The organism is Streptomyces sp. NPDC052701, from assembly GCF_040678355.1.
In the GTDB taxonomy this organism is placed as follows: domain Bacteria; phylum Actinomycetota; class Actinomycetes; order Streptomycetales; family Streptomycetaceae; genus Streptomyces.
Map to the genome: position 1 here is coordinate 1 of NZ_JBFATO010000033.1, position 24810 is coordinate 24810.

Below are 24810 nucleotides of genomic sequence, written 5' to 3' on the forward strand. Positions count from 1 at the left end.
TCGACGGCCTTGCCGGCCGGGCGGACGCGCACGGCGGCGAAGCGGGACCGTAACTGGCCGCGCGAGCCGGGCCGCCAGGCGACGGTGGTGAACGCTTCCTGCCCGAGATCGGCGGCCCGGGCTGCCACCGAGGGGGCCCGGTGACGGTAGCGGGGCTGGGGCCGGCAGCCGACGGGACTCTTGCGCTCCGGAGCCACGGGCTGGGCGTCGAACGGGTGGGCACTCACGTCCGCGCGGACGGCCGGCACGTAGTCGATTTTGCGGTCTGTCAGGCCGGCCCGCAGGTGGGCATTGGTGCCGTAGGCGGCATCGGCCACCACGACCGGCGGCCTCATGCCCCAGTCGGCCAGCTCATCGAGCATGTCCAGAGCCAGCCGCCACTTCTCGCGGTGTGTGACCTCGGACGGTACACGGGCAAGGGCCCGGCGTTCGGTGTCCGAGCACCACTCCTTGGGCAGGAACAGCCGGCACTGCAGCGGGCAGGAGGCGGTGTCACCGGCGGCGTGGACGCTGACCGCGACCTGGCAGTTGGCGCGTTTGCCCAGGGCCCCGCAGTACTGCGGAGCCACCCCGGCCGACATCCGGCCGTCCTTGGGCACCGACACGTCATCGATCACCCAGGCCGTCGGGCTGATCAGCGGCAGCATCCGCTCACAGATCCGCCGCTGCACCGGCACCGGGTCCCAGGTGGACTGGTTCACGAACTGCTGCAGGTTCTGTTCGTTGCCGTCCGGCAGCCTCGAGGCCATGGCCTGGATCGACTTGCGTCGGCCGTCGAGCATCAGTCCCCGCAGGTAGCAGTCGCCCTTGGCCCGCTGGTCCTTGCGCGGCAGCGACGCGAAGACGTCCGCCGCGTACAGCGCTAACTTCGCCCGGACACGGTTCACTTCATGTGCGTCCATCCACCCGACATGCCCAGGAACAGGCCGAGAACCCGGCGGCTTGGTCCGGCGAGAGGTCCGTCGCACGGGTGACTGAGTGGTGCCGATGCGTGAGACGAGGGACTCGACGGGGCACACGTGGCGTGGCGGGGCCGATTCCGCGCGTGCGTCCTCCACCGTCGTACGAGGGCGAACGCTCGCCACCACTGCTGCGCCCTGCTCGCCGCCCTATTCGCCAAGGACGATGCATGCGCACACAGATCATCGGCGCCGTCCGCGAACGGCTGCAGGACCGGGGCTTGGACGCCTACATCGCCTGCACTCCTTCCAACGTCTTCTATACGACGGGCTTCCAGAGTTTCTTCCTGATGCAGTGGTGGAGGATGCTGGGCACGGTCCTTGCCGTCATCCCGGCCGACCCCACCCAGCCGCCCGCCCTGGTGGTCAGCGACTTCGAAGCGGTACAAGCCCGTGAGGAGTCCGGTTTTGAAGACGTCCGGCCGTTTCGGGTGTGGGTGGAGCTGCGTGACGCTCGCGACCTGGCCGACCCTTCGGCCACCGCTGCACCCGGCAGCCGTCCGGCCCAGTACGACACCGCCGAGCAGGACGCGCTGCTGCGTTCCGTCCTGGCGGACCGCGGCCTGCTCAGCGCCCGGATCGGCACGGATCTGCGGTACGTCCCGTACGACACCGTACGCCGGGTCGCCGCCTTCGCGCCCCGGCTGACCTGGGAAGACATGACGGACGACCTGTACGGACTGCGCAGCGTGAAATACGACTTCGAGATCGAGAGGCTGCGGCGGGCCACGGAACTGTCCGAAGCGGGCATGAGCTTCGCCGTCCGCGACCTGCGCCCCGGCCTCACGGCCCTCGATCTGCGGCACCGCTACCAGCAGGGCGTCCTGGCCGCCGCCATGGCCGATCCCCGTTACGCCGGCTACAGCGACCAGTGGATGCTGCCTGCCGTCGGCCCCTCCACCGGGACCGGTGCCGCTCCCGGGACCGGTCCCGTTCTCGCGGACGGTGCCCTCATCAAGTTCGACTGCGGCGTCACCCTGGGCGGCTACCGCGGCGACGGCGGACGCACCTTCGCCTTCCGCACCGTCCGGCCCGCCGCGCGGCGCCTGCACGACGTCCTGCTCGGCGCCCACCGGGAAGCCCGGTCCGTCATCCGTCCGGGTGTCACCGCCCGCGAGGTGTTCCAGGCCGCGCAACGGCACATCCGCGCGGGCGGTTACCCCTCCTTCACCCGCGGCCACTACGGCCATTCGGTGGGGATCGACACCTTCCACGAGGAACCGCCCTACCTCAGCGCCGACGAGGAACGGCCACTGCTGCCCGGCATGGTGCTCGCGGTGGAGACCCCCTCGTATTCCTCGGACACCGGGGCCATCATGATCGAAGACCTGTTATTGGTGACCGATGACGGTCACGAGGTGCTCCACCGGCTGCCGCACGAGCTGACAGTGGTGGGCTGACCACGTCGTATGACCTCCGTCGGCGGGACCACCCGCCGGAACAGCAGCCACACCTCGTCCGGCACCGACCGCTCGACCGGATCCGTCGTGCACCGCCCGACGAGCGGTCACACCACCGGAAAGGACGTCCTGACACTCCAGCGGGAGTTGACCATTTGCTGGTCGGAGGAGGTCTTTCGGGTGACTTCCGCTGACCCCTCACCCAGCGGTCCGACGGAAGTCACCGTTGCGGGCGTTCGGGCAGGAGTTCAGCGTCGTTCGAGCAGAACCACCGGGATCACCCGGGACGTCCGCTTCTCGTATTCCGCGAATGCCGGGAAGCGCTGCTTCTGGGTCTCCCACACAGGGTCGCGCTCATCCCGGCCGAGGACGCGCGCCCGGACCGGGATCGTCTCCGTACCGACTTCGATCTCGACGTCCGGGTGGGCGAGCAGGTTGTGATACCAGGCCGGATTCGTGTCCGCCCCGGCCGCGGAGGCGAAGACCGCCCAGCCGTCCGCGGTCTCCTGGTACATCACCGGGTTCTCTCGAGGAGAGCCGCTCTTCGCCCCGATGTGGTGCAGCACGAGCATCGGCACGCCCTCGAACTGCCCGCCGACGCGTCCGCCATTGGCGCGGAACTCGTCGATGATCTTCTGATTCCATTTGTTCGCGTCGGTCATTCTCCCATTTTCCGCCACCGCGCATCCGTCAGCTCGTGTCGCCACACCACCAACCGCACTTGCCTGCACACAGGCCTGATTCACCCACCGCGGCAAGAGCCGTCAAAAAGGCGCCGGTGCCACGCTCAGTTGCTCGTCGTGGCCAGCTTCGCCGCGAAACCGAGGAACAGTGCTCCTGCCCCCGTGGTGAGGCCCGCCGAGAGCTTCCGGCGGCGGCGGAACTGCGTGGCGAGGTACGTGCCGCCGAGGATCAACGCGGTCACGTACACGATGCTGATGGCTTGGTAGACGAGTGCGAGCAGCGCGAAGGACAGCCCCGGGTACGCGTACCGGGGGTCGACGAACTGTACGAAGAACGAGATGAAGAACAAGATCGCCTTCGGGTTCAGGACGGTGATCACCAACGAGCGCCGGAACAGCCTTCCGCCCGTCGAGGGGTCGGGGCCGGCCGCCGCGTCCTCCGCCGTCTTCTCGTTGCGGCGCCGCCACATCGCCCAGGCCGCCCGGATCATGCCCACCGCGATCCAGGTCAGGTAGCCGGCCCCGGCGTACTTCACGAGGGCGAACAGCAGCTCGTTGGTCCGCAGCAGCGAAGCGAGCCCGGCAGCCGTCGCCACCATGAGCAGGGTCTCGCCCAGGAACACGCCTGCCGCGGCGCGACAGCCGGCCGAGACCCCGAGCCGTGCCGCGACCGACAGCGTGAACAATGAACTCGGCCCCGGCAGCAGGATGATCAGCAGCGCGCCCAGGGCATAGGTCAGCAGGTTCTCCACTCCCAGCATTCCGGCATCCTCCCCTTCGCCCGCCGGGGGCCCGGCAGCCGGCCGGCCCCCGGGCGGCACGGCTATCCGACGTTGTTTCCCGTGCGCACCTTGTACGCGCTGACCATCTCATCCACCTCGCCGATGCGCTCCAGGGCGTACTTCTCACTGATGTGGGTGAAGTTGTCCGCCCAGAAAGCACCCAGCTCGTCGATGTCGAGCAAGTCCTGATCGCCGAACCTGGCGAACATCTCCTCCCGGTCCTCCCGCGTCACGGTGATTCCCAGAGCAGTCAGGTAGCCGTCGATCTCGGCGCTGCTCTTGAAGGAGTCCGGCCGCTCGTAGTCGACGAGCAGATCCCATGCCGGACCGTTCGGCAACGGAATGAACTGCGAGAACTCGACCAAGGAGAGCTCCACCTCGCCCAGCATCTGCCGGATCCCGGCGATGGTGCGGTCCGGCGTCTCCGGCCGCTCCCCCGGGGCGCCGGCGATGTACGAGGCATGAACCGAGATGCCCGCCTTGTTCAGCATCCGAATGGCTTCGAGATTGGTTTCGTCGGTTGTCTTGTTCTTCCGCTGCGCCTCGAGCATTTCGGGGTCGGCGGCGTCCAGCCCGATGGTGGCGCGCGTGACGCCGAGCCGCCGGAGCTTGTCGACGTTGTTGCGCTTGGTCAGCCCGAGGGCGCGGGCGTAGACCATGAGCTGCAGTTCGCCCTCGTCGATACGGCGCTTCAGGTGCGGCGGGGTGGCGTCGATGAGGGCGTCCACGTAGCGGGGACTGGCGGTGAAACTGTCGTAGACCTCGAAGAACAGGTTGATTCCGTGCTCGCGGTTGTACTGGTCGATCGCTTTCCAGAAGCCGCGGGGATCACTCGTATTGACGGTCAGGTCCGCGATGGAGCAGTAGGTGCAGCGCTTGTAGCCGTTCTCGCAGCCGCGTGCGTTGTTCACCGTCACCGGCCGCACCCGGTGGTCGTGGAGGTGGCCGAATTGCGTACGGTAATGGTCGGCGTAGATGTCGAGTACGTCCTCGATGAAGGACGGGTCCGGAATCGTGTTGCGCAGGGAGAGCGCGTACTTCGGTGCCGGATTGAGGTGGATCCGGCCGTCGTGCCGGTAGGCGGGCGAGGACACCCCGGACAGGCTGGTGCCGTCGAGCAGAGCGCGCACCAGTTCCACGAACGGGATCTCGCCGCCGTCGTTGGCTATCACGTAGTCGATCTGGTGCCTGTTGCGAAGGATCGTCTCGGGAAAGAAGATCGCGTGGTCGTCGCCGAGGACGACCTCGGCCCCGCACGCCTTGGCGGTCTCGGCGATCCTCAGGGTCTCGGAGTAGGCCGGGGTCAGCGCGCTGACCCCGACGAGATCGGGCGCGAAGGCCCGGACGGCCTGTTGCACGGTCTCGGTGTTGCTGATGCCACCGTCGACGACCCGGATGTCCACACGATCACCCAACGCTTCTCGCGTCGCGGTGGCGAGCTGGATGATCCCTATGTGCGGGTAGCAGGCGCAGTTCGAGGCGTTCCTGTTTGCGGTGGGGTCGGGGGCGTTCGCGAGCAGTACCTTCATCGTCGTTCCCTCACTGGCACAGGGAGAGCGAAGCGTACGGGCCGACGGCGGCCCGCCCGTACGGACGGGTCATGAAGATTTGCACGCGGAATATGCATGCACCAGGCATCAATCGGCCAGAGCGGCGACTGAAACCGGATCATCCGATTCCATTCGGCCACATGAAAACGATCAAGACACTGGACGCGGCTTCCCGGCAGTGCGGCTCGCGCCTCGATGACCGCCGCCGGAGGCCTCCCTCCGCCCCGGGAGCTGAGGTGAGCCGGCGGACTCACACCGAGCGTGCGATCCCCCGCTTCTCCTGATGACCGCGGTCGGCGGCCGCTCCCTGGATCCGGCGCTCTGCTCGCCCGCTTCCGCTGAATCACGCTCCATCCCCCGGCGCGGGAACAGCGGCACGCTCGGCGTTTCGGCCACCGCCGCTCCAACCTCCGGCCCAGGGGCCGCAAGGGCCGATGCAGCCCGCAAGCTCCGGCGTGCGCTCAATCCCAGGGTTACCAACACGACCGAAACACATGTGTTCGAAATTCCGGTCGGCTCGTTGAGCCGCAGGAGCAGCCACACAACCGTCAAGGGGGACCACGTTGACTTCGGCCAGGACACCAGCACATGCAATTGCCCACAACGTGGCACGGAGCGAGGAGTACTCGTACCGCGAGTCCAGCGGCAGGGCCTCTGCGCGGATGGTCACGGTCACCATGGTGCGGTGGCTGCCCACGCCGGATCTCCGGGCTCTGAGCCGGTCCGGGCCGGGAGGCGCGCTGTGAAGAGGTTCTTCGGACGCGTGCAGTTGGCCGAGCCGGAGGTCTCCGACGCCGAGCAGGAGCTTTTCGGCGGCCCTCTGCGCTACGACTTGGGCTGGTCGGAACACGAGCGTGCCCGGCTCGACCTGACGATGGTGTCGGCTCTGCGCTCCATGCCGAGGCTGGTCGGGGCGACCTTGCGGATGGCGTGGCAGGCGGACCGCCGCGCTCTGCTCACGGTCGCCGTCAGCGAGATCGGGCAGGGTCTCGCGGCGGCCGTCGGGTTGCTCGCGGTCAACGCCGTCATGCACGCGCTGCTCGGCTCCGGCACCCCCGAGCAGCGACTGCACGCAGTGCTGCCCGGGCTGCTCGCCGCCGCCGGAGCGGCCGTGGTCAACTCGGGCCTGGCCGGATGGTCCACCGCGCGGGCGGGCCGGCTGGAGCCGCTGGTCGAGCGGATCGCCACGACCCAGTACCTGGCCGCCGCCGCGTCGGTGGAGCTGGAGGCCATCGAGGACCCGGAGTTCCGACGGCTGATCGACGTCGCCCAGTACGGCGCCGGATCCGCCCGCCGCATGATCGGCGCTTGCGTGGCCGCGCTGAACGGAACCATCTCCCTGATCTCCACGGCCGGTGTGCTCACCGTCCTCCATCCCGCGCTGCTGCCGATGCTGATCCTGATCGCGGCGCCGCGCGGCTGGGGCGCGATGCGGGTGGCGCAGGAACGGTACGTGTCGGTGATGAGCTGGGTCGAGCACGTGCGGGCCAGCCGCCTCATCGGCAACCTGCTCACGGAGCGTACCGCCGCGCAGGAGGTGCGCATCCACGCCGTCGGGCCGTTCCTGCTCAGCCGCTACGAGCGGATGGCCGAGAGCGCCGAGGCCGAGCAGGAGCGGCTGGCCACCGGCAAAGCCGTCACCGAGTGGGTGGCCGCCGCGCTGTCCGGCCTCGCCATGGCGGCGACGTACGCGGCCATGTTCTTGCTGATCATGAGCGGCCACATGAGTCTGGCCGTGGCCGGGACCGCCTTCATCGCCGTCCGGTCCGGCTCGGCGAGCCTGGGCGCGCTGGTGATGAACGTGAACCAGCTGCACGAGGAGTCCCTCTATGTCCGCGACCACGCCCGGTTCCTGGACGAGGCGGCCCGGCGCACCATTCCCGGCGGGGGTGATCCCGTTCCGGCCCAGGTGAGGCAGATCGTCCTCGACCGGGTCGGCTACCGCTACCCGGACCGGGAAGCCCCCGCCCTGGACGAGGTGTCCCTCACGCTGCCCATGGGCTCGGTCACCGCCGTGGTCGGCGAGAACGGCTCCGGCAAGAGCACCCTGATGAAGGTGTTGTCGGGCCTGTTGCTGCCGCAGAGCGGGACGGTGTTGTGGGGTGAGGCCGACATCGCCTCCCTGGACCGCTCCGAGGTCTTCGACCGTGTCGCGCTGCTCACCCAGGACTTCCAACGCTGGCCCGTGACCGCCGCGTTGAACATCCGGATCGGCCGGCCCGCCCGGCCGGCCGACTCCGAGGACCTGCAGCCGTCCGTGGACTACGCAGGTGCCGGACCGGTCATCGCAAAGCTTCCCGACGGCCTGAACAGCCTGCTGGCCCGGATGTTCCGCGGCGCGAGCGAACTGTCGGGCGGCGAGTGGCAGAAGGTCGGGCTCGCCCGGACCCACTGGCGCAGCTCCACTTCGGACGCCGACGGCGTGCTCATCGTGGACGAGCCCACCTCCGCCCTCGATCCGGAAGCCGAGATCGCCGCTTTCGACCGCATCCGCCGGCTGGCCGCCCCGAACCGGGCCGTCGTCCTGGTCACCCACCGCATGTCCGGCGTGCGCCACGCCGACCGCATCCACGTCCTGCACCACGGACGGCTCGTCGAGCACGGCAGCCACGACGAACTCATGGCCGCCCAGGGGCGCTACGCCGCGATGTTCGACGCGCAGGCCGCCCAGTACGCCCCCGCGGGCACCATCCCCCGCCCCGGCTCCCCCACCGTCGCAGATCCCGTATGACCCGCTCGAAAGGCCCAGCGTGACGACTCCCCCCACCACCGCGCAGGAACACGGTCCCAGCACGCTGCGGCACCGGCTCGTCGATCAGCTCCTCGCGGCCGGCCACGTCCGCACCGCCACTGTCGAGGCCGCCCTGCGCAGGGTTCCCCGCCATGCTTTCGCACCGGAAGTGCCCGTGCAGACCGCGTACGCCGATGACATCATCCCCACCCGGCACGCGCCCGACGGCCGCATCAGCAGCTCCGTCAGCGCGCCGTGGCTGCAGGCCGTCATGCTCGAATCGGCCCGCCTCCGGCCCGGCCACCATGTCCTGGAGGTCGGCTCAGGCGGTTACAACGCCGCTTTGATCGCCGAACTGGTCGGCCCGGCCGGACAGGTCACCACCGTCGACATCGACCCTGACGTCACCGACCGCGCCACCCGCTTCCTCTGCGCCACCGGATACGACCGTGTCCGTGTCCTGACCGCGGACGCCGAGCATCTACCCCCCGAGGCCGTCCCCGAGGGCGGCTTCGACGCGGTGATCGTCACGGTCGACACCTGGGATCTTCCGTGGATCAGCATGGTTGCGGAGGGCGGACGCCTCGTCGCCCCGCTGCGCCTCCACCAGTACGTGTGGTCCATCGGTTTCACCCGACGCGACGGTGCGCTCGTCAGTGACGAGCCGCTCACCGTGTGCGGCTTCGTGCCCATGCAGGGCGCCGGCGCGTGGGACCCGAATCTGCGCACCGTCCCGGGCCGCGGCATCCGCCTCGCCTTCGAGGACGGAACGCCCATGCCCGTCGACCAGCTCGCCCCGGCCTTCGACAAGGCGCCCTGCACGGTCCGCACGGGCGTCACCGTCGGGGGTGAGGAACCCTTCGACTCCCTCACCCTGTATCTGGCCGGCGTGCTCCCCGGCTTCTGCCGCCTGTCCGTCGACCCGGACCGCCGCACCGGCGTCACCAGCCCCCCACCGCCGCACTGGCCCGGCGCGGCCATCGTGCGCGGGACATCACTGGCCCGGCCGGCACACGAACGGATCGGAGACGGAGATCACGGCAGAGGTGTACACGAGTTCGTCATGCACGGCTACGGACCAGCCGGTGACCTGGCGGCCGCGGAGATGGCCCAGCACGTCCAGCACTGGCAGCGCAACCACCGCGCCGCGCCCTGCCCGCGCATCACCGTCCAGCCCAAGGACGCCACCGGACCGACAGGCGCCGACACCGACGGCCCGCACGTGTTCCACAAGAAGCACACGCGAATCAAGATCGACTGGCCCGTCGTTCCCGGCGCCGCAGCGCCTGCTCCGGTGCCGCCCCGGCTCCCGGCCCCCGCCGATGCCCGCCAGGACCGAGATCCCGGCCATCCCGCCCTCCGGCAAAGGAGCCCAATGGCGACCACCCCGGCCACCGCCCACCACTGGGAGTCGCTCTGGGCCGGCGGACGCCGGTACCGGGAGGTCACCAGCACCGAGGCCACGCTGCTCGCCGACCACGTCGGACCGGGCCGCGGACGCCCGGCTCTCGACATCGGCACCGGTGAGGGCTCCCTCGCCCGCCACCTCCACCGGCTCGGTTACCGCACCACCGGCATCGACTTCGCGCCCAGCGCCATCGCCGCAGCCCGGAACACCCAGCAGGGCGAGGGGCCGGCCTGGCACCTGATGGACTTCGCCTCCGATGACCTCGGCGCCCTGCCGGATGCCGCGTATGCGGTCGTCACCTGCCGCCTGGTCTACCGGTGGATGGACGACAAGGTGGCCTTCCTCGACCGCGTCCGGCAGGTCCTGGCGCCCGGCGGGACCTTCTGGGTCGTCACCGAACTCGCCGGCCGTCGCGAGGAGAACGATCCGTACAGGCACCTCGGGATCACACCCGTCGAGGCGGAGACACTTACCGCGGGCTGGTCCGTCGTACGCACGGTCGATCTCGACGTGCTGCGCTGCTATGCACTCCGCCCCTGAACTCGGCATGGAGGTCAACATGTCGGACGTCGAACATCAGACCCGCCTCGCCTGGGACGCCTACGGAGCACACCACCTGAGGCGCGGTACGCCCCTGCCGGAAATGGATCAGATCACCTGGGGCCCTGCCCCGAACGGGCCGGGGGACGCCGTCCTCGGGGACATCGAGGGCCTGCGGGTCCTGGACATCGGCTGCGGCCCTGGCCGGCACGCCGCCCACCTGGCCCGTACCTACGGTGCACAGGTGGACGGCGTCGATGCTTCCCTCAGCCAGATCGAGAGAGCGCGTGCCCGCCACTCCGGTGTGCCGGGACTGCGGCTGCTCCACGCCGACGCCGTCGAGCACCTGGGGACGGCGGCCCCGTACGACGTGATCTACTCCCTCAGCACCTTCCACTTCCTCGACCCGCACCGGCTCCTGCCCGCCCTGGCGACCGCCCTCAAACCGGGCGGACGGCTGTACTTCACCGTGCTGCACACCAACTCCGCCGGCGACGGCCCCGCCTCGACCGTCACCCCACGTCCGGAGGTCCTGCGCCTGGCCGGCGGCGACGATCTCACCGTGCACATGTGGGTGCTCACACCCGAGGTGTGGGAAGACCTGCTCGTCCAGTACGGGTTCCGCGTGCAGGGCATCACCGTCCTCGACGCACCGGAGAAGAACAACCACGCCTCCTACCGGCTCTTCCAGGTCCACCGGCCGGCCCGCATCACCGCCCGCCCCCGCACCCCGAAACCACCCCTCGCCCACGCGGCCGTCGGCGTCGGCGCCGTGCTGATCGGGCCTCAGGGCCTCCTCCTCGGCCGACACCGGCTGGGCACACGGGAGCTGCCCGGCGGGACCGTGGAGCCGGGCGAGTCACTGCAGGAGGCAGTCGTGCGTGAACTCGCCGAGGAGACCGGCCTGCACGCCGACCCCACCGACGTCCGCCTCCTGGGCATGCTCCTCGACCACGTCGGCGACATCGTCCGCATCACCTGCGGCGCGCTCGTCACCCGCTGGCAGGGCGAGCCGGCCGACCAGCCCGGCGAGAGCGTCGGTGACTGGCGCTGGTGGCCGCTGGACGCCCTGCCCCCGGACCTGTTCGAGTGCAGCGCCCAGATCCTCACCGCGTGGCGCCCCGGCCTGCCGATCGACCACGTCCCCGCCCACTTCACACCCGTCACCGACCCACCCGGGACCGCCTCCGCGTGACCCGAGCCCTGGACGGTCGGGGCCATACGGACGACCGCACCGTGGCCCTCTGCAAGGACGAACCCATGGCCGCGCCACACGTGGCCGGCGCCTTCGCGATCCTGCGGGAGGCGTTCCCGGCCAGAAGCATCGGGGAACTCGAGTCGCTCCTGCATTCCAGCGGGAAGTCCGTCACCTGCGCCGGCGCCGGCACCCCGCGCATCGACATCGGCGCGGCACTGGACGGAACAGTGACGAACCCGGAGCCCGAACCGGCCGCCGAACCCCGCCCTTCGACGATCGCCGACACCACGGATCACCCCATCCCCGGCCCGGGAACGGCCCAGTCACCGATCACCGTGACCGGCCTCCCGGGCAACGCGCCCGGCAATCTCCAGGTGCGCGTGGACGCCACGCACGAGTGGCGCGGTGACCTGGAGATCCACCTGGTCGACCCGAACGGCGAGCCGTACCAGGTGAAGCAGGACTCCGCTACGGAAGGCGGCGGCACCGTCCGGCAGATCTCCGCCATCGACACCGGCACCTCGCCGGCGAACGGCACCTGGAAGCTTCGCGCCTAGGACATCTCCCAGGGCGCCACGGGCACCCTCAACAGCTGGACACCGGCCTACTGAGCCGTCCCCGTGCCAGGTGGTCCCCGACGAAGACGCCGGGGCCTGGCGCGGCGCCGGCTGCGCGGGCTCAGTGGTGTGGATCAGCGCAGGACCAGCAGGACGGCCAGCGCGATGAGCAGGGAGTCGATACGGTCCAGCAGGCCGCCGGATCCGGCGAGCCACCGGCCCGAGTCCTTCGCTCGCGCACCCCTCTTGATCATGGATTCGAGCAGGTCGCCGACCGGACCGCCGACCGCCACCGCAACCGCCATCGGCCAGCTCAGGGCGGACAGCAGGGCGAGCACTGCCAACCCGGCTCCGGCTCCGGCCAAGGTCCCGCTCCACCGCTTGGCCGGCGACAGGGGCGACAGTGGTGGCCCGCCGATCCTCTGACCGGCGAAGTACGCCACGATGTCGGCGACCGACACCGCCACGAACAGTGCCAGCCCGCTCGCTCCGAGGGGCACGAGTGCGGCCAGGACACTCAGCCACGCCAGCCCGAGCAGGCCGGCGCCGAGCCGGTACCCGCCATGGTCGGCGTCACCGCTCAGCAGCGGCACCGCGGCCAACGCGAGCGCCGCGACAGCGAGCACCCGGAGCACCTGCCCGGGCAACAGCCAGGCGGCCAGCACCACACCCGTCACCCCCATGGCCAGCACCATCCGATCCGGCCGCCCCAGCCGTACCAGCCCGCCATATTCCATCACCGCGATCACCCCGACCACGATGGCGACAGCAGCAGTGCCCGGACGCCCCCACCAGAACGCTGCGGTGACCAGGGGCACGCCGATCGCCCACGCGCACCATCGGATCAGCAGCTCGCGGCGCCGGGACGCGATCACCGCGATACCGCTCAGCACCAGTGCGCCACCGAGACAGGGCGCCAGGGAGGCCACCGTGATCATCTGGCGCACACGCTCCGGCGCACCGGACCGAGTGAAGCCGGACCCGGCCGCAGCACCTTCAGCGCGGCCCGGCACGCGGCGACGATCCGCGCGTTCTCCTCGGTGTCCTTCACCGCGACGCGCACGGCACGCCCCTGGTACAGCGGCGACAGCGGGGACAGGTCACGCAGGTAGACGTCGTGGCGTCGGCACACGGTCACCAGTTGCGCGGCACTCGGCCCGCCCGGCGGCAGGATGAGAGTGAGGAAGTTCGCCACGGATTCCTCGACCACCGTCTCTGGATCCGCTTCCATCAGAGCGGTCGCGAGTTGGCTTCGCAGTATGTGGGTGCGCGACCAGCAGTCGCTGTAGTACGCCGGGTCGCGCAGGGCTGCCACAGCGGCCAGCTGTGCGGGCAGACTGACCGGCCAAGGCGGCGTCCGCCGGCGCAACTGCGCCGCGACGTCCGGCTCGGCCACCAGGTATGCGGCCCGCAGGCCGGACAGCGCGTACATCTTGGACAGTGAGGTGCAGACGACCACACGCTCGCTCGTCGCCGCCAGGTCGGCGAGTGATTCGGTCAGACCCGCATAGCCCAGGTACGCCTCGTCGATCCACCAGCGAGTGCGGGCGGGCGCGGCAGCGATCAGCGCGCGCAGCTCCGCGCCTCGGACGTGGCGGCCCGTCGGGTTGTTCGGGTTGACCAGCACCACGAGGTCGTACCGGCCGGATTCGACGGCGTCGGACAGCCGGCCCAGATCGATCCGCCAGCCGTCCTCGCGGCGCAGCCCGAAGCGATCCACCCGGCATCCGATCACTCTCTCCGTGACGTGGGCGTACTCGCCGTAGCAAGGATCGATCAGAAGAACCCTGCTCCGTGGAGTCAGCCAGTGGCCGAACGCCCGGAAGATCAAGTCGGATGAACCGGCGCCGAGCGCGAGTGTCCCCATGGGCAGCGCCCGGACCGTGGAGATCTCCGACAGCAAGCCCTCGGCACCGGCCGGCGGCGAAGTACGGGCCATCCAGGCCGGGTCCTCCGCGAGCACCTCCCGCACCCCGGGGGCCGGTGGGAACCAGGCGTCCAGCACGTCAGCGGCCACGACCCGCCGACGCCGGTGCAGGGTACGGAAGTCCGTGCCGATGGCGGTGAACGAGGCGCCGCCGTGTTCGCAGCCGTCCGGCCGGGGTGCGAACGCCATGTCGAGCCGCCAGTCGACCGCGGACCGCAGCCGCTCCAGCGTGCTGCCGTACCGGTCCATCGCGCGGTGCACCATCTCGGTCACGCGACCGGTCAGGACCTCGAACGTCACGGCACCACTGCGGACGGTACGGCCGGCCGGGCGCAGGCCGACGGCCAGATACATGTCGAGCAGGTCGGTGCGGCCCATCGCCACGACCTTGCGGCCGCCACGGGCGGCGATCCAGCGGAGCGCCGCATGCATCAGCAGGAAGGCCGCCGCGGTGGCCCGCCAGCGCGGTTCGACAGTGAGAATGCGCACCTCGAACAGGTCGTCGTCGTTCAGTACCGGCAGTTCGTCACGGCTCAGGTACTTGTCCAGTGCGTAGCGCCCCAGCCAAGGCGGAGTGACGCTCACGAAGCCGATGCGATCCGCTCCTCTGGCCGCGACGAGGTAGACGTTGTCCCCGTCGAGTCCGTCGCGAAGCCGCCCCGTCGGGCTCACCGCATGCTGGCCCAGCTCTTGTGCGTACACCCGGTGACGCACTTCGAAGATCCACTCAAGGTCATCCGGTGTCGCGGTACGAAGCTGGAGCGGGGCACAGCCCATGAGAACCTCTCTCGGTGTAGGAGCACTCGAGGATCGAATACGCAAGCCGGCCATGCCAGGGTCAAGCGGCGCGGCCGGTCTGAGTACGCCTACTCAGGCGCAGCGCTGCTTCGCATGCATGCTTTTCCCTCCGAGGGGCTCACGTCGGCTCCGCGCCCTGTGAGAGCTCCGAAGCGTCGAGACGGCTCGCGCAGGCGCGCACCGGTCCGCCGTTCCCGCACCACGGCACACGGGCTAGCGGCGGACCAGGGCACGTGTGAGCTCGGCCGGAGGGCGAGGTGGCCCCGGTCCCGGGCACCGCACCCGGCCGGGGCGGGGCGCCGGCGCCGCAGTCGCGGCCGAGGGCGCGCTCGTCGTCGGCGATGCCGGACTCCTGCCGGCCCAGCCGATCGGGACAGCTCGTCGAGACAGCTTGTAACGGGACGATCGGGTGTGCGCGCCAGCCGTGGCGGGCCGGCCGGCCTGCGGGACTTCGCTCCCCGCTCAGGTGACCGGAGGAAGAGCATGCCCAGACCGGTGGGATCGGACACGTTCACGCAGTCACCCCTGGCGTAGAGGTAGGGGTCGGTTTCCTGACCGGAGGGGTCGGGCTGGGTGAAGCGGCCGATCTGCGGGTCGTAGTAGCGGGCGCCCGTCTTGTACGGACCCGTCGGGTCGAGGTAGGCGCCGGTGTAGCGGTAGGGCTGGGGGACGGCCTCGGTGGTGGTGCCGCGGGGCAGGCCGGTGGGGCCGTAGGCGTAGGTGTGGGTGCGCTGCCCGCCGGCGGTGCCCGAGGTGGTCACCGACATGGTGGTGCCGTTGGTGTCGTACTCGAAGGAGTCCTTGCGGTCGTCGGCGAAGGTCAAGTCGTTCGGCAGGTCCGTGCCCACGACCGTCTGGTACGCCGACACCTGCGCCGTGGCGCCCATGGGGAGTTTGGCGGAGGTGCCGTTGTTGCGTACCGTCTGTCCTGTCGTCCGCCTCCTTTCCCGCATCGCGCCGTCCTCGGAGAAGACGGCACCGTGGGAAAGGGGATCACACGGGCAAAGGGATCACACGGGCAATGGATCACCCCCTCCCGCTCTCCGGGTAACGTCGGGGTATGAGTCATCCGCACCCCGAACTGAAAGCCGCCCCGCCCCTGCCCGAGGGAGGGCTGCGGGTCATCCCCCTGGGCGGCCTAGGTGAGATCGGCCGTAACATGACCGTCTTCGAGCATGCCGGGAAGCTGCTCATCGTCGACTGCGGGGTGCTGTTCCCCGAGGAGACCCAGCCCGGCGTGGACGTGATCCTGCCGGACTTCACCTCGATCCGGGACCGGCTGGACGACATCGTGGCCGTGGTGCTCACCCACGGCCACGAGGACCACATCGGCGGCGTGCCGTATCTGCTGCGCGAGCGGTCCGACATCCCCGTCGTCGGCTCCAAGCTGACGCTGGCGTTCCTGGAGGCCAAACTCAAGGAACACGGCATCCGGCCGCGCACGGTGCGGGTGCGGGAGGGCGACCGGCGCGGGTTCGGGCCCTTCGACTGCGAGTTCGTGGCGGTCAACCACTCCATCCCGGACAGCCTCGCGGTCGCGATCCGCACCGGGGCCGGGATGGTGCTGCACACCGGCGACTTCAAGATGGACCAGTTCCCCCTCGACGACCGCATCACCGATCTGCGTGCCTTCGCCCGCCTCGGCGAGGAGGGCGTGGACCTGTTCCTGACCGATTCCACCAACGCCGAGGTGCCCGGCTTCACCACCTCCGAGCGCGAGCTGAACCCGGCGATCGAGCAGGTGATGCGCACCGCGCCGCGCCGGGTCATCGTCTCCAGCTTCGCCAGTCACGTGCACCGCATCCAGCAGGTGCTGGACGCCGCCCACCAGTACGGCCGCAAGGTCGCCTTCGTGGGCCGGTCGATGGTCCGCAACATGGGCATCGCCCGCGAACTGGGTTATCTGAAGGTCCCGTCCGGCTTGGTCGTGAGCACGAAGGAGCTGGAGAAGCTCCCGGACCACCAGATCACTCTGGTGTGCACCGGCTCCCAGGGCGAACCGATGGCCGCGCTGTCGCGGATGGCCAACCGCGACCACATGATCCGCATCGGCAAGGGCGACACCGTCCTGCTCGCCAGTTCCCTCATCCCCGGCAACGAGAACGCCATCTACCGGGTGATCAACGGGCTGACCCGGTGGGGTGCGAACGTGGTCCACAAGGGCAACGCCAAGGTGCACGTCTCCGGGCACGCCAGCGCCGGCGAACTCGTCTACTGCTACAACATCGTCAAACCCCGCAACGTCATGCCCGTGCACGGCGAGTGGCGTCACCTGCGGGCCAACGGCGACCTCGCCATCCGTACCGGCGTCGATCCCGACCGGGTCGTCATCGCCGAGGACGGCGTCGTCGTCGACCTCGTCGACGGCCGCGCGTCCATCACCGGCAAGGTACCCGCCGGCAACGTCTACGTGGACGGCATGGAAGTCGGCGGCGCCACCGAAGCCTCCCTCAAGGACCGCCTCACCCTCGCCGCCGAGGGGGTGGTCACGGTGGTGGCGATCGTCGACGCGGACACCGGCGCCCTCGCCGAGGCCCCCGACTTCCTGGCCCGCGGCTTCGTCCACGACGAGACGACCTTCGAGCCCGTCATCCCCGTCATCGAGAAGACCCTGGCCACCGCGGCCGCGGAAGGCGTCGGTGACGCGCGCCAACTCGAACAGCTCATCGCCCGCGCCGTGGCGAACTGGGCGTTCCGCACCCACCGCCGCAAGCCCCTCATCATCCCCGTCATCATCGACGCCTGAGCCACGGCCCGGCAGCACGGTCCCCGGTCCCGATCGCGGCCCCGCGGCATCGGGGCCGGGCACCGAAGCCGGCAGCCGCCCGAGAGGGCCGGGGCACCGACGCCGATCCGCAGGGTGGCCGGGACCGCGCAGCAGCAGCCGCCCTCGCCGGCCCGGGCTGCCTCGAACCCCTCGAACGGGCCCGCGCCGCCGCGCGCTCCGCTCCCCGGCAGGGGAAGTCGGCCGCATCCGGCGAGGCGGGAGCCGCTGCCGGCCCGACCGGGCGGCACACAGCGGATCGAGTGCGCCCGCCGGAACGGGCAGTTCGGTGTGGAAGTCACGCACGCGCGGCCCCCAGGCGCCGTCCGGCAGAGCCGGCGCGGAACCGGTGGGGCGAGGGAGATGCGCGGACAGGGCGAAGAAAGCCGGCCTTCCGATGACGTCGGGCGGGAGGTGATCGCCGTCATGACGCGGGCCCTGCCCCGGGCCGGGCGCAACCGGCCCGGCGCGTCGATCGCCGAAAAGCCGTGTCTCCGGAGCCACCACTCGGGCTCGGGCGGAACGCGCGCCGGCGGGCGAGCCCCGCAAACCAGCGTCCGGACCGCCCCGGGAGCGCCACCGTCGGCACCGTCCCGGTCGCTCACGACCCGTCCGACGAGCCGTCCTGCGGACTGTGCGGCCGGTCGGTCCCGGTGCGGACGAGGATCCGCGTGGCAGGCGTGGTGGTGTCGGCGCGGACGCTCGCTGCCATGGCGGCGCGTGCCGCGTCGAGGGCGGCGGGCGGCGGGCGGCGGGATGACGAGGAAGGGGAAGTCGCAGGACGACCGTGCCGGGCCCGACGGCCCGGCGACCGGCGACCGGCGACCGCTTGCCTCCGGGCGGGGTACGGGTTCATGATCAGTACCGGGTACGGCGCCCGCCTGTCTCGGGGACTTCGTTTCACGGGACTCCGCGAACCGCCCGGTCCGGAGGTGACGGCCGTCGTGGTCGAGGGCCGGGGGAAGCACGTCGAAGTAGAGTGATCGGCACTCTGGTCCAGCCGCACAGCGAGGTCGCCATGGAGTCCCAGAAAGCACCCTCGGCCGGGTACGCCGAGGTTCACGTCGTCGCCGCGTCGCCCGAAGTCGCCCGGCAGGTGGCGGAAGTTCTTCGGCGTTCCTTCGCCTCCACCGAGCAGCGCAGCTACCCGGTGAGCGGCGAGGGCGGAACCCGTCTCGAACTCACCGTGGACACCACGCGCGCGGCGGAACCGGCCCGTTCGTGGCTGGAGTCCAGCCGGTGGAACGGACACGCCGACCGGGAGTCCCGGCAGGGCTGACCCCTGGCGCCCCATGGCAGGACGGCTCCCCGCCCTTTTTCCGCGGTCGGGGGGCCGATCACCCGTGTACGCCTTCATCGCGATGTGCCGGGGTCGGGGCGCGGCTCGTACGACGACGTCGGGGGGAACTCCGACTGTCATCGGGGGCTTTCGCGCATCGGACCCGCTGCCGTCCTCGTTCCCGGTGACGACGCCACCGGGCAGACCGTCCATCGGCGGAGGTGCGAAGTCAGTTTCCCCGCCACGTCCTTGGGCACCGTCCTTCCCGGTTGCGCGCCGAACCCTTCCGGACTCCCTCCGCGCGCCTGGTCCTGAGGTCCGTCAGCCCTTTTCCGCGGGCCGGTCGGACCGGGCGGTGTCCGGTGGCCCCGCACACGCGACCTGGCGCGTGAACTCTCCGAACCGGCCGACGTACCCGATCCACGGTGGCGGCGGATCACCCATGTCGCCGTCAACGTGGCGCCCGACGCGGAGGTGACGCGGGAGATCGGCGAGACCGCGCACGCCCTGGCGCACGTCGTCATCGCGAACCGGCCCTTCACCGACGTCCGTCAGTGGGGCCACCGCACCGAGCCGCTGAGCTTGTTCGCCCTCCCCGAGACGATCACCCCGGCGCTTCCCGCCGTGGAGGGCTTCGCCGATCTCGACATGCCCCAGGAGCTGCTGACCACGCTGGTCTCGCAGGGTGTGACCGTCCCGTTCCCCATCCAGGCGGCCACGCTGCCGAACTCCCTGGCCGGCCGGGACGTGCTGGGCCGCGGGCGTACCGGTTCGGGCAAGACCCTGGCCTTCGGGCTGGCGCTGCTGGCCCGTACCGCCGGGCGGCGCACCCAGGCCCGGCAGCCGCTGGGACTGGTCCTCGTGCCCACGCGTGAGCTGGCACAGCAGGTCACCGATGCGCTCACCCCCTACGCCCGCTCGGTGAGGCTGCGGCTGGCCACGGTGGTGGGCGGGATGTCGATCGGCCGCCAGGCGAGCGCGCTGCGCGGTGGCGCCGAGGTCGTCATCGCCACTCCGGGACGCCTCAAGGACCTCATCGACCGCGGCGAGTGCCGCCTGGGCCAGATCGCCGTCACCGTCCTGGACGAGGCCGACCAGATGGCCGACATGGGCTTCATGCCGCAGGTCACCGCTCTTCTCGACCAGGTCCGCCCCGAGGGCCAGCGCATGCTGTTCTCCGCCACCCTCGACCGCAACGTCGACCTGCTCGTGCGCCGCTACCTGACCGACCCCGTCGTGCATTCGGTCGACCCCTCGGCCGGCGCGGTCACCACGATGGAGCACCACGTGCTCCACGTCCACGGCGCCGACAAGCACGCGGCCACCACCCAGATCGCCGCACGCGACGGCCGCGTGATCATGTTCCTGGACACCAAGCACGCCGTCGACCGCCTCACCCAGGACCTGCTCGGCAACGGGGTGCGCGCCGCCGCCCTGCACGGCGGCAAGTCACAGCCGCAGCGCACCCGAACCCTGACGCAGTTCAAGACCGGGCACGTCAACCTGCTGGTGGCCACCAACGTCGCCGCGCGCGGCATCCACGTCGACAACCTCGACCTCGTCGTCAACGTCGACCCGCCCACCGACCACAAGGACTACCTGCACCGCGGCGGCCGCACCGCCCGCGCCGGCGAGTCCGGCAGCGTCGTCACCCTCGTCACCCCCAACCAGCGCCGCGGCATGATCCGCCTGATGTCGGACGCCGGAATCCGGCCGCACACCACCCAGGTCCGCACCGGCGACGAGGCCCTGCACCGCATCACCGGCGCCCAGGCCCCGTCCGGCATCCCGGTCGTCATCACCGCACCGGTCGTCGAACGCCCCAAGAAGCGCGGCGCCACCACCCGCGGCCGGCGCCGCCCCGCCCCGGCAGCCCGGCGCGCACCCCTACGGCAGCCCACCACCGACCCGACCGCCTAGGACCGTCCTGGTCAGGAAGCCGACCCGTCTGCGCAGGAGGCACCCTTTGACACTGGTCCAGATGCAGACCCGCCCCGCGAGCACCCGCCCCGTGCGCAGCACGGCGGCCGACGCCGTGGACGCGGCCGGACCGCGGGTCTGGGACGACATGACCGTCGAGGTGGCGCTGTCCGTCATGGCCGCCGGCACGGGGCACCTGGTCGTCTGCGACGAGGACGGCCGGTGCACCGGCCTGGTCACCCAGGCCCGGCTCACCACCATCCGGGGCAGCTCCGGATACACCGACAGGATCCGCCCGCGCGACATCACCGACGGCAGCGGGCCCTTCGTCTCGCCGCTGGCCACGAGGGCCGAAGCCCAGGACGCGATGCCCTGCGGGCGGCCCGAGGCCGTACCCGCGACCGACGAACACGGCAACGCCCCGGGCGTCCTCGCCCCCTCCCGCTGAACCGCCGCACCCTCGGTCGGCCCCGTCTCGTCTCCCCTTCTCCTTGCGAGGCATCATGCGCTGTGTCATCGCCCGCTTCCCCTTCGAGCTGACCAGGAGCGGCGTGCTGGAATCGATGAAGGGCGTCAAGCCCGAACCGGTCACCGGCGACTCCGTGATCATCGGGCGACGCCGCTACCCCGCCAAGCAGGTCGGCCAGGTCGTCACCCGCCAGGACCGCCGCGACTTCAGCGCGGCCGAGGTCCTCCGGGCCATGTCCCGGCTCGGCTTCACCTGTCGCGCCCTGCCCGGGGCCGCGCCCGCGCGCATCGAGAGTCCGATGCAGCGGGCTTCCACGATGCTCGGCTCTCCCCTGTCCGTCTGACCGGCGCGACAGGCGCGAGCCGATACCGGAACAGCGGTGGGGGTCCGACCGGCGCGCGCCGGTCGGCCCTCCACCGCGTGCCGTGTTCCCTCGGCGCGGCGGCGGGTCAGAGGTCGCTTGTCAGGCCGGCGAAGCGATGCGGGCCGCACGCCTGCCTCGCCGCCTGCTGACCACAGCCGCAGGCGGATTCACGACGCCTCGTTCCGGGGGCGTTCCGGATTGTCCCCCATCGTGATCATCAAGGTGGCTCACTGGCCGGTCCGATGCCCGCCGGTGCCGGCAACTGCGGGAAACGGTGCTCCATGAGCCGGGCCGGACGCCGGTCGAGTGCGCGAATCCGTATCGTCAGCTGTTCGATCTGTGCCAGGTGGTGCCGAGTGAGGGACCGAGGATGAGGACGGGGGTGTCCTCGGGGCCGTCGAAGCGGTACTGGAGGGCAGGGGTCTTCGTGCCGCTCACCGCCCACGCCAACCGCCGGGGACGGCGGTGCCGTCCCCGGGCCCGCGGGCCGGAGCCGGGCGGCCGGAGCCGGGCGCGCGACCGCCCCGGCGGACCGTCGGCGAGCCCGCCGCCGTCGGCGTTCGCGCCCGGGCGTCCGCCCGCCGCCGCCCGGTCAGGCTCCCGGCACGGCGCCCAGGCCCGTCAGGGCGCCGACCGGATCCGGGTCGGGGGTGCCGCGGGGCCACCAGTCCTCGCGCCCCGGCTCGGATTCGTAGGCGTACCACAGGCCGTCGCGGCCGAGGCGGAGCTGGACGTGCCCCCCGGGGTGGGTGAGGCGGTTGCGCCAGGGCCGGAAGGCGGGGAGGTCGGCGGCGAGCAGCAGGGGGCGGGCGCGGTCGAAGCGTCCGGCCGGCGGGTCCCACGGTTCTTCCAGGACGGCGAGGCCTTCCGGTCCGCCCTGGCGCCACGCGGCGACCGCGCGGGCCAGCTCGGCCGGGGTGCGGCCCGCGGCGGAGGCGAGGGAGGCGTAGAGCGCGCGGCTGCCGGCGGTGAGTCCGGAGCCGGGGCGGGCGGCGGCGAGGCGGACCGCGTCCTGCCACAGCGTGAGGTGCCCGACCGGGTCGCGGCCGGTGGTGAGCAGGGCGTGGGCGCGGACGGCGGCGTCGGTGGCCAGCTGGTCCAGTGCAAAGGGGTCCGGGCCCCCCGGGGCCGCCGGGTACGCCGGAGGCTGCTCGGGGTGCGGCGGTACCGGCAACGGCGCCGGGAGGGGCGGGAGCCGACGCGCGGCGAGGGCGCCGGCGGCCCGGACGCCGGGCAGCGGCGCGGTTTTCCTGTCCTGGGCGGCGCGGGCGGCGCTGCGGCGGGACAGGGCGTCCAGCAGGTCGCGTTCGCCGCGGCCGCGCAGCAGGAGCAGGACGAAGGGGTCGGCGTCGAGCAGGCGTGCCGTCTGGTAGCAGAGGGCGGCGGCGTGCTTGCAGGGGTGGCCGGAGTCGGGGCAGCTGCAGCGCGGGGCGAGGTCGCCGGGGCCGGGCAGCAGGGGGACCTTGCAGTCCGCCAGGGACTGGGGCATCTCCTTGTCCAGGAGAGCGGCGATGTGCCCGGGCCGGTCGGCGGCGGCCTCCAGGAACCGCTCCCAGTCGGCGTCGTCCAGCGTGCGCAGCCGCACCTGCACGCGGTAGGGCCGGGGACGGCTGCCGCGTACGTACGCCAGGACGAGCCCGGGCGTCACCGTGATGGCGTCGACGTGCCCGCGCTCGGCGTATCCCCGCCCGCGCGCCAGCCGCTTGGCGTCCAGCGCACCCTCCTCCAGCGCGGTGACCCACGCGTTCCCCCACCAGGTCTCGGCGAACCCACGGCCGTCCGCCTCGCGCGGCGGGAGGGCCGGGAAGGTCCGGCGCAGGTCGCCGTCGCGGCCGGGGGCGGCCATGGTGCGGGGGACCCGGGGGCCGGCGGGGGCGGTCCGAACGGATCCGGCGGGCGGGACGGTGTGGGGGGCGGGCGGGATCGTGGGGGTGGCCCGCGGGTCCTCGGGGAGTGCGGGTGCGGGCCACGGGGCGCCGTCGGTCGCCGGGGCGGCGGACGGCCCGGGCGTCCGGGCTGCCGGAGCCGACGGGGAAGCCGGACCGTCCTCGTGGGACCGGTCGTTTCCGCCGGGCTCCTCACCCGGCGCGTCCGCCGCGGTGGGCGTCCGGAACGCGCCCGCGAGCAGCTCCCGGACGTCACGCGCACGAGGTCCGGCCGCACGGTCGCGCGCTCCGCGGCCGGGCCGGGCGGCGCTCGAAGGGGACCGCTGCCCGGTCCGGCCGGTTCCGGCTTCCCCGGCCGGGACGTCCGGCCGCGCCCGGCGGCCGGTGTCCGGCTCCACGGCCGGGGTTCCCGGCCGTTCGCGTCCCGTGCCGGCGGCCTCCCCCGGCGTGCCCGTCCAGGAGCGGTGCCGGGACGCGCCGGACGCGCCGGGCAGGTCCGGCCGCACGCGGCGCACCGCCTCGTCCTCCGTGAGGCCGGCCCGGGTCCGGCGCGCGGCCCGCAACGCCTCGCGGGCGAGGTCCGCCGGGCGGGGAGCGCGCCGGTCCGCGTGCTCCGCGTCGGCCGCCGTCCCACGGCCGACCTCGTCGCCGGGCCGATCCGGCACGTCCCCGGACCGACCCGTCACGCCGTCGGACCGACCCGCCGCATCACCGGACCGACCCGTCACGCCGTCGGACCGACCCGCCACGTCCCCGGACCGACCCGCCACATCGCCGGACCGACCCGCCACATCACCGGACCGACCCGCCACGCCGTCGGACCGACCCGCCACATCACCGGACCAACCCGCCACGCCGTCGGACCGACCCGCCACATCACCGGACCGACCCGCCGCATCCCCGGGAACCCCGGTGCGGGTGTCCCCCGCCGTCCCTCGCGGTGTGCCGTCGCGAGCGTCCGCCGGCGCGGGCCGGCCGGCCGCCGCATCCGGCCCGCCGCCGGAGACACCGGCGGGCACGCCCGGAGTCACGTGACGCGGCGCGTCGCCGGACACCTCCGGCGACCCGGCCCGCGCGGCACCCACGGAACCGCGGGCCGGCCGGCCCGCGGCCTCGTCGCCCGGCGGACCGCCGGGCGCATCGAACGCGCGGGACGTGCCGGGCCCGGCACCTCCCGCGGTCTCCCCCGCGCCGCCCTCGGGGACACCGCCGAAAGCGCCCGCCGCCGCGCCCGGCACGTCGGCCCCGGCCCCGCGGGCGTCCACGCCGCGCGCCGCGCCTTCCGGCAACGGGTCCCCGGACCCGCGGCCGGCCGGACCCGGATCGCCGGCCGGGCCCGGATCGCCCGCCACGCCCGCCGCGGCCCGTGTGCTCCCGCCACCGGCCGCCCCTCCCCGGCGCTTCGCGACCGCCCTGCGCAGGGCCTCGCGCGCCGCGTCGCCCGGGCGGGGGGTCCCGGCCGGGGGCGTGCCGGGAGCCGGGCGGTCCCTGTCCGGCCCGGCGGGCCGGACAGGCCGCCGGTCCGTGCGGTCCTGGCCGGGCGCGGCGGGCCGGGCGGGCTGCCGGCCGGAGTCCGCCGTGCCGGACTCGCGGTC

Annotated in this window: 17 protein-coding genes and 1 pseudogene; 10 read left to right on the plus strand and 8 right to left on the minus strand. The window is 72.2% G+C overall.

Annotated features, from left to right (window positions below):
- On the minus strand, window positions 1-902 hold a 902-nt coding region (locus tag AB0L29_RS28160; RefSeq protein WP_365830820.1), incomplete at its 3' end, for an IS701 family transposase.
- A 227-nt stretch (window positions 903-1129) separates the two neighbouring features.
- Here AB0L29_RS28160 and AB0L29_RS28165 point away from each other — a divergent pair.
- Window positions 1130-2359 (plus strand): Xaa-Pro peptidase family protein, encoded by a 1230-nt coding sequence (locus tag AB0L29_RS28165; RefSeq protein ID WP_365830822.1) that lies wholly within the window; start codon window positions 1130-1132, stop codon window positions 2357-2359.
- Window positions 2360-2607: 248 nt separating this feature from the next.
- Here AB0L29_RS28165 and AB0L29_RS28170 read toward each other — a convergent pair whose 3' ends face one another.
- From AB0L29_RS28170 to AB0L29_RS28180, 3 genes are all read right to left on the minus strand, one after another.
- Window positions 2608-3021, minus strand: a complete 414-nt coding sequence (locus tag AB0L29_RS28170; RefSeq protein ID WP_365830824.1) for a nitroreductase family deazaflavin-dependent oxidoreductase — start codon at window positions 3019-3021, stop codon at window positions 2608-2610.
- Window positions 3022-3146: 125 nt separating this feature from the next.
- A complete protein-coding gene (gene leuE / locus AB0L29_RS28175; RefSeq protein WP_365830826.1) occupies window positions 3147-3803 on the minus strand; it encodes a leucine efflux protein LeuE in 657 nt (218 codons plus the stop codon).
- Between the two features lie 62 nt (window positions 3804-3865).
- Entirely contained in the window at window positions 3866-5353 is a 1488-nt protein-coding gene (locus AB0L29_RS28180) for a radical SAM protein (protein ID WP_365830828.1), read from the minus strand.
- A gap of 763 nt (window positions 5354-6116) precedes the next feature.
- On the opposite strand from AB0L29_RS28180, the gene AB0L29_RS28185 reads away from it, so the two are divergent.
- From AB0L29_RS28185 to AB0L29_RS28200, 4 genes are all read left to right on the plus strand, one after another.
- Complete coding sequence (locus AB0L29_RS28185) at window positions 6117-8105, plus strand: ABC transporter ATP-binding protein (protein ID WP_365830830.1); 1989 nt, start codon at window positions 6117-6119, stop codon at window positions 8103-8105.
- Between the two features lie 19 nt (window positions 8106-8124).
- Window positions 8125-10053: a methyltransferase, FxLD system gene (fxlM, locus tag AB0L29_RS28190; protein WP_365830832.1), complete on the plus strand. Its 1929-nt coding sequence runs from the start codon at window positions 8125-8127 to the stop codon at window positions 10051-10053.
- Window positions 10054-10156: 103 nt separating this feature from the next.
- Window positions 10157-11248 (plus strand): bifunctional class I SAM-dependent methyltransferase/NUDIX hydrolase, encoded by a 1092-nt coding sequence (locus AB0L29_RS28195; protein WP_365830947.1) that lies wholly within the window; start codon window positions 10157-10159, stop codon window positions 11246-11248.
- Between the two features lie 65 nt (window positions 11249-11313).
- Window positions 11314-11808 carry a proprotein convertase P-domain-containing protein gene (locus AB0L29_RS28200; protein ID WP_365830834.1) on the plus strand — a complete coding sequence of 165 codons (495 nt, stop codon included), beginning with the start codon at window positions 11314-11316 and terminating at the stop codon, window positions 11806-11808.
- A 134-nt stretch (window positions 11809-11942) separates the two neighbouring features.
- Here the strand turns inward: AB0L29_RS28200 and AB0L29_RS28205 are convergent, their stop codons facing one another.
- The 3 genes and pseudogenes from AB0L29_RS28205 to AB0L29_RS28215 all read right to left on the minus strand — a co-directional run.
- Window positions 11943-12746 (minus strand): phosphatidate cytidylyltransferase, encoded by an 804-nt coding sequence (locus AB0L29_RS28205; protein ID WP_365830949.1) that lies wholly within the window; start codon window positions 12744-12746, stop codon window positions 11943-11945.
- Window positions 12743-14512 (minus strand): histidinol-phosphate transaminase, encoded by a 1770-nt coding sequence (locus AB0L29_RS28210; RefSeq protein ID WP_365830836.1) that lies wholly within the window; start codon window positions 14510-14512, stop codon window positions 12743-12745. Before AB0L29_RS28210 ends, AB0L29_RS28205 begins: the two co-directional genes overlap by 4 nt.
- A 509-nt stretch (window positions 14513-15021) precedes the next feature.
- Window positions 15022-15270: pseudogene (locus AB0L29_RS28215) on the minus strand (RHS repeat-associated core domain-containing protein); the annotation flags it as partial.
- A gap of 323 nt (window positions 15271-15593) precedes the next feature.
- Between AB0L29_RS28215 and AB0L29_RS28220 the strand changes: the two are divergent.
- The 5 genes from AB0L29_RS28220 (at window position 15594) to AB0L29_RS28240 (ending at window position 21308) form a co-directional block, all read left to right on the plus strand.
- On the plus strand, window positions 15594-17279 hold the full coding sequence (locus tag AB0L29_RS28220; RefSeq protein ID WP_365830838.1) for a ribonuclease J: 1686 nt from the start codon (window positions 15594-15596) through the stop codon (window positions 17277-17279).
- A 1036-nt stretch (window positions 17280-18315) separates the two neighbouring features.
- Window positions 18316-18576, plus strand: coding sequence for a hypothetical protein (locus AB0L29_RS28225; RefSeq protein ID WP_365830951.1), 261 nt, complete (start codon window positions 18316-18318; stop codon window positions 18574-18576).
- Window positions 18577-19098: 522 nt separating this feature from the next.
- The gene (locus AB0L29_RS28230) at window positions 19099-20496 is read left to right on the plus strand and encodes a DEAD/DEAH box helicase (RefSeq protein ID WP_365830953.1); all 1398 of its coding nucleotides are present in this window, start codon (window positions 19099-19101) and stop codon (window positions 20494-20496) included.
- Window positions 20497-20542: 46 nt separating this feature from the next.
- Window positions 20543-20944: a CBS domain-containing protein gene (locus AB0L29_RS28235; protein WP_365830840.1), complete on the plus strand. Its 402-nt coding sequence runs from the start codon at window positions 20543-20545 to the stop codon at window positions 20942-20944.
- 55 nt (window positions 20945-20999) lie between these two features.
- The gene (locus tag AB0L29_RS28240; protein WP_365830842.1) at window positions 21000-21308 is read left to right on the plus strand and encodes an SCO5918 family protein; all 309 of its coding nucleotides are present in this window, start codon (window positions 21000-21002) and stop codon (window positions 21306-21308) included.
- A 613-nt stretch (window positions 21309-21921) separates the two neighbouring features.
- Here the strand turns inward: AB0L29_RS28240 and AB0L29_RS28245 are convergent.
- Window positions 21922-23778 (minus strand): SWIM zinc finger family protein, encoded by a 1857-nt coding sequence (locus AB0L29_RS28245; protein WP_365830955.1) that lies wholly within the window; start codon window positions 23776-23778, stop codon window positions 21922-21924.
- Between the last annotated feature and the right edge of the window lie 1032 nt (window positions 23779-24810).

What these genes read in the sequence shown, in the direction of transcription:
- AB0L29_RS28165 (WP_365830822.1), top strand. Translation starts at nt 1,130, where the DNA reads ATGCGCACACAGATCATCGGCGCCGTCCGCGAACGGCTGCAGGACCGG.
- AB0L29_RS28170 (WP_365830824.1), bottom strand. Translation starts at nt 3,021, where the DNA reads ATGACCGACGCGAACAAATGGAATCAGAAGATCATCGACGAGTTCCGC.
- leuE (WP_365830826.1), bottom strand. Translation starts at nt 3,803, where the DNA reads ATGCTGGGAGTGGAGAACCTGCTGACCTATGCCCTGGGCGCGCTGCTG.
- AB0L29_RS28180 (WP_365830828.1), bottom strand. Translation starts at nt 5,353, where the DNA reads ATGAAGGTACTGCTCGCGAACGCCCCCGACCCCACCGCAAACAGGAAC.
- AB0L29_RS28195 (WP_365830947.1), top strand. Translation starts at nt 10,157, where the DNA reads ATGGATCAGATCACCTGGGGCCCTGCCCCGAACGGGCCGGGGGACGCC.
- AB0L29_RS28200 (WP_365830834.1), top strand. Translation starts at nt 11,314, where the DNA reads ATGGCCGCGCCACACGTGGCCGGCGCCTTCGCGATCCTGCGGGAGGCG.
- AB0L29_RS28205 (WP_365830949.1), bottom strand. Translation starts at nt 12,746, where the DNA reads ATGATCACGGTGGCCTCCCTGGCGCCCTGTCTCGGTGGCGCACTGGTG.
- AB0L29_RS28210 (WP_365830836.1), bottom strand. Translation starts at nt 14,512, where the DNA reads ATGGGCTGTGCCCCGCTCCAGCTTCGTACCGCGACACCGGATGACCTT.
- AB0L29_RS28220 (WP_365830838.1), top strand. Translation starts at nt 15,594, where the DNA reads ATGAGTCATCCGCACCCCGAACTGAAAGCCGCCCCGCCCCTGCCCGAG.
- AB0L29_RS28225 (WP_365830951.1), top strand. Translation starts at nt 18,316, where the DNA reads ATGGAGTCCCAGAAAGCACCCTCGGCCGGGTACGCCGAGGTTCACGTC.
- AB0L29_RS28240 (WP_365830842.1), top strand. Translation starts at nt 21,000, where the DNA reads ATGCGCTGTGTCATCGCCCGCTTCCCCTTCGAGCTGACCAGGAGCGGC.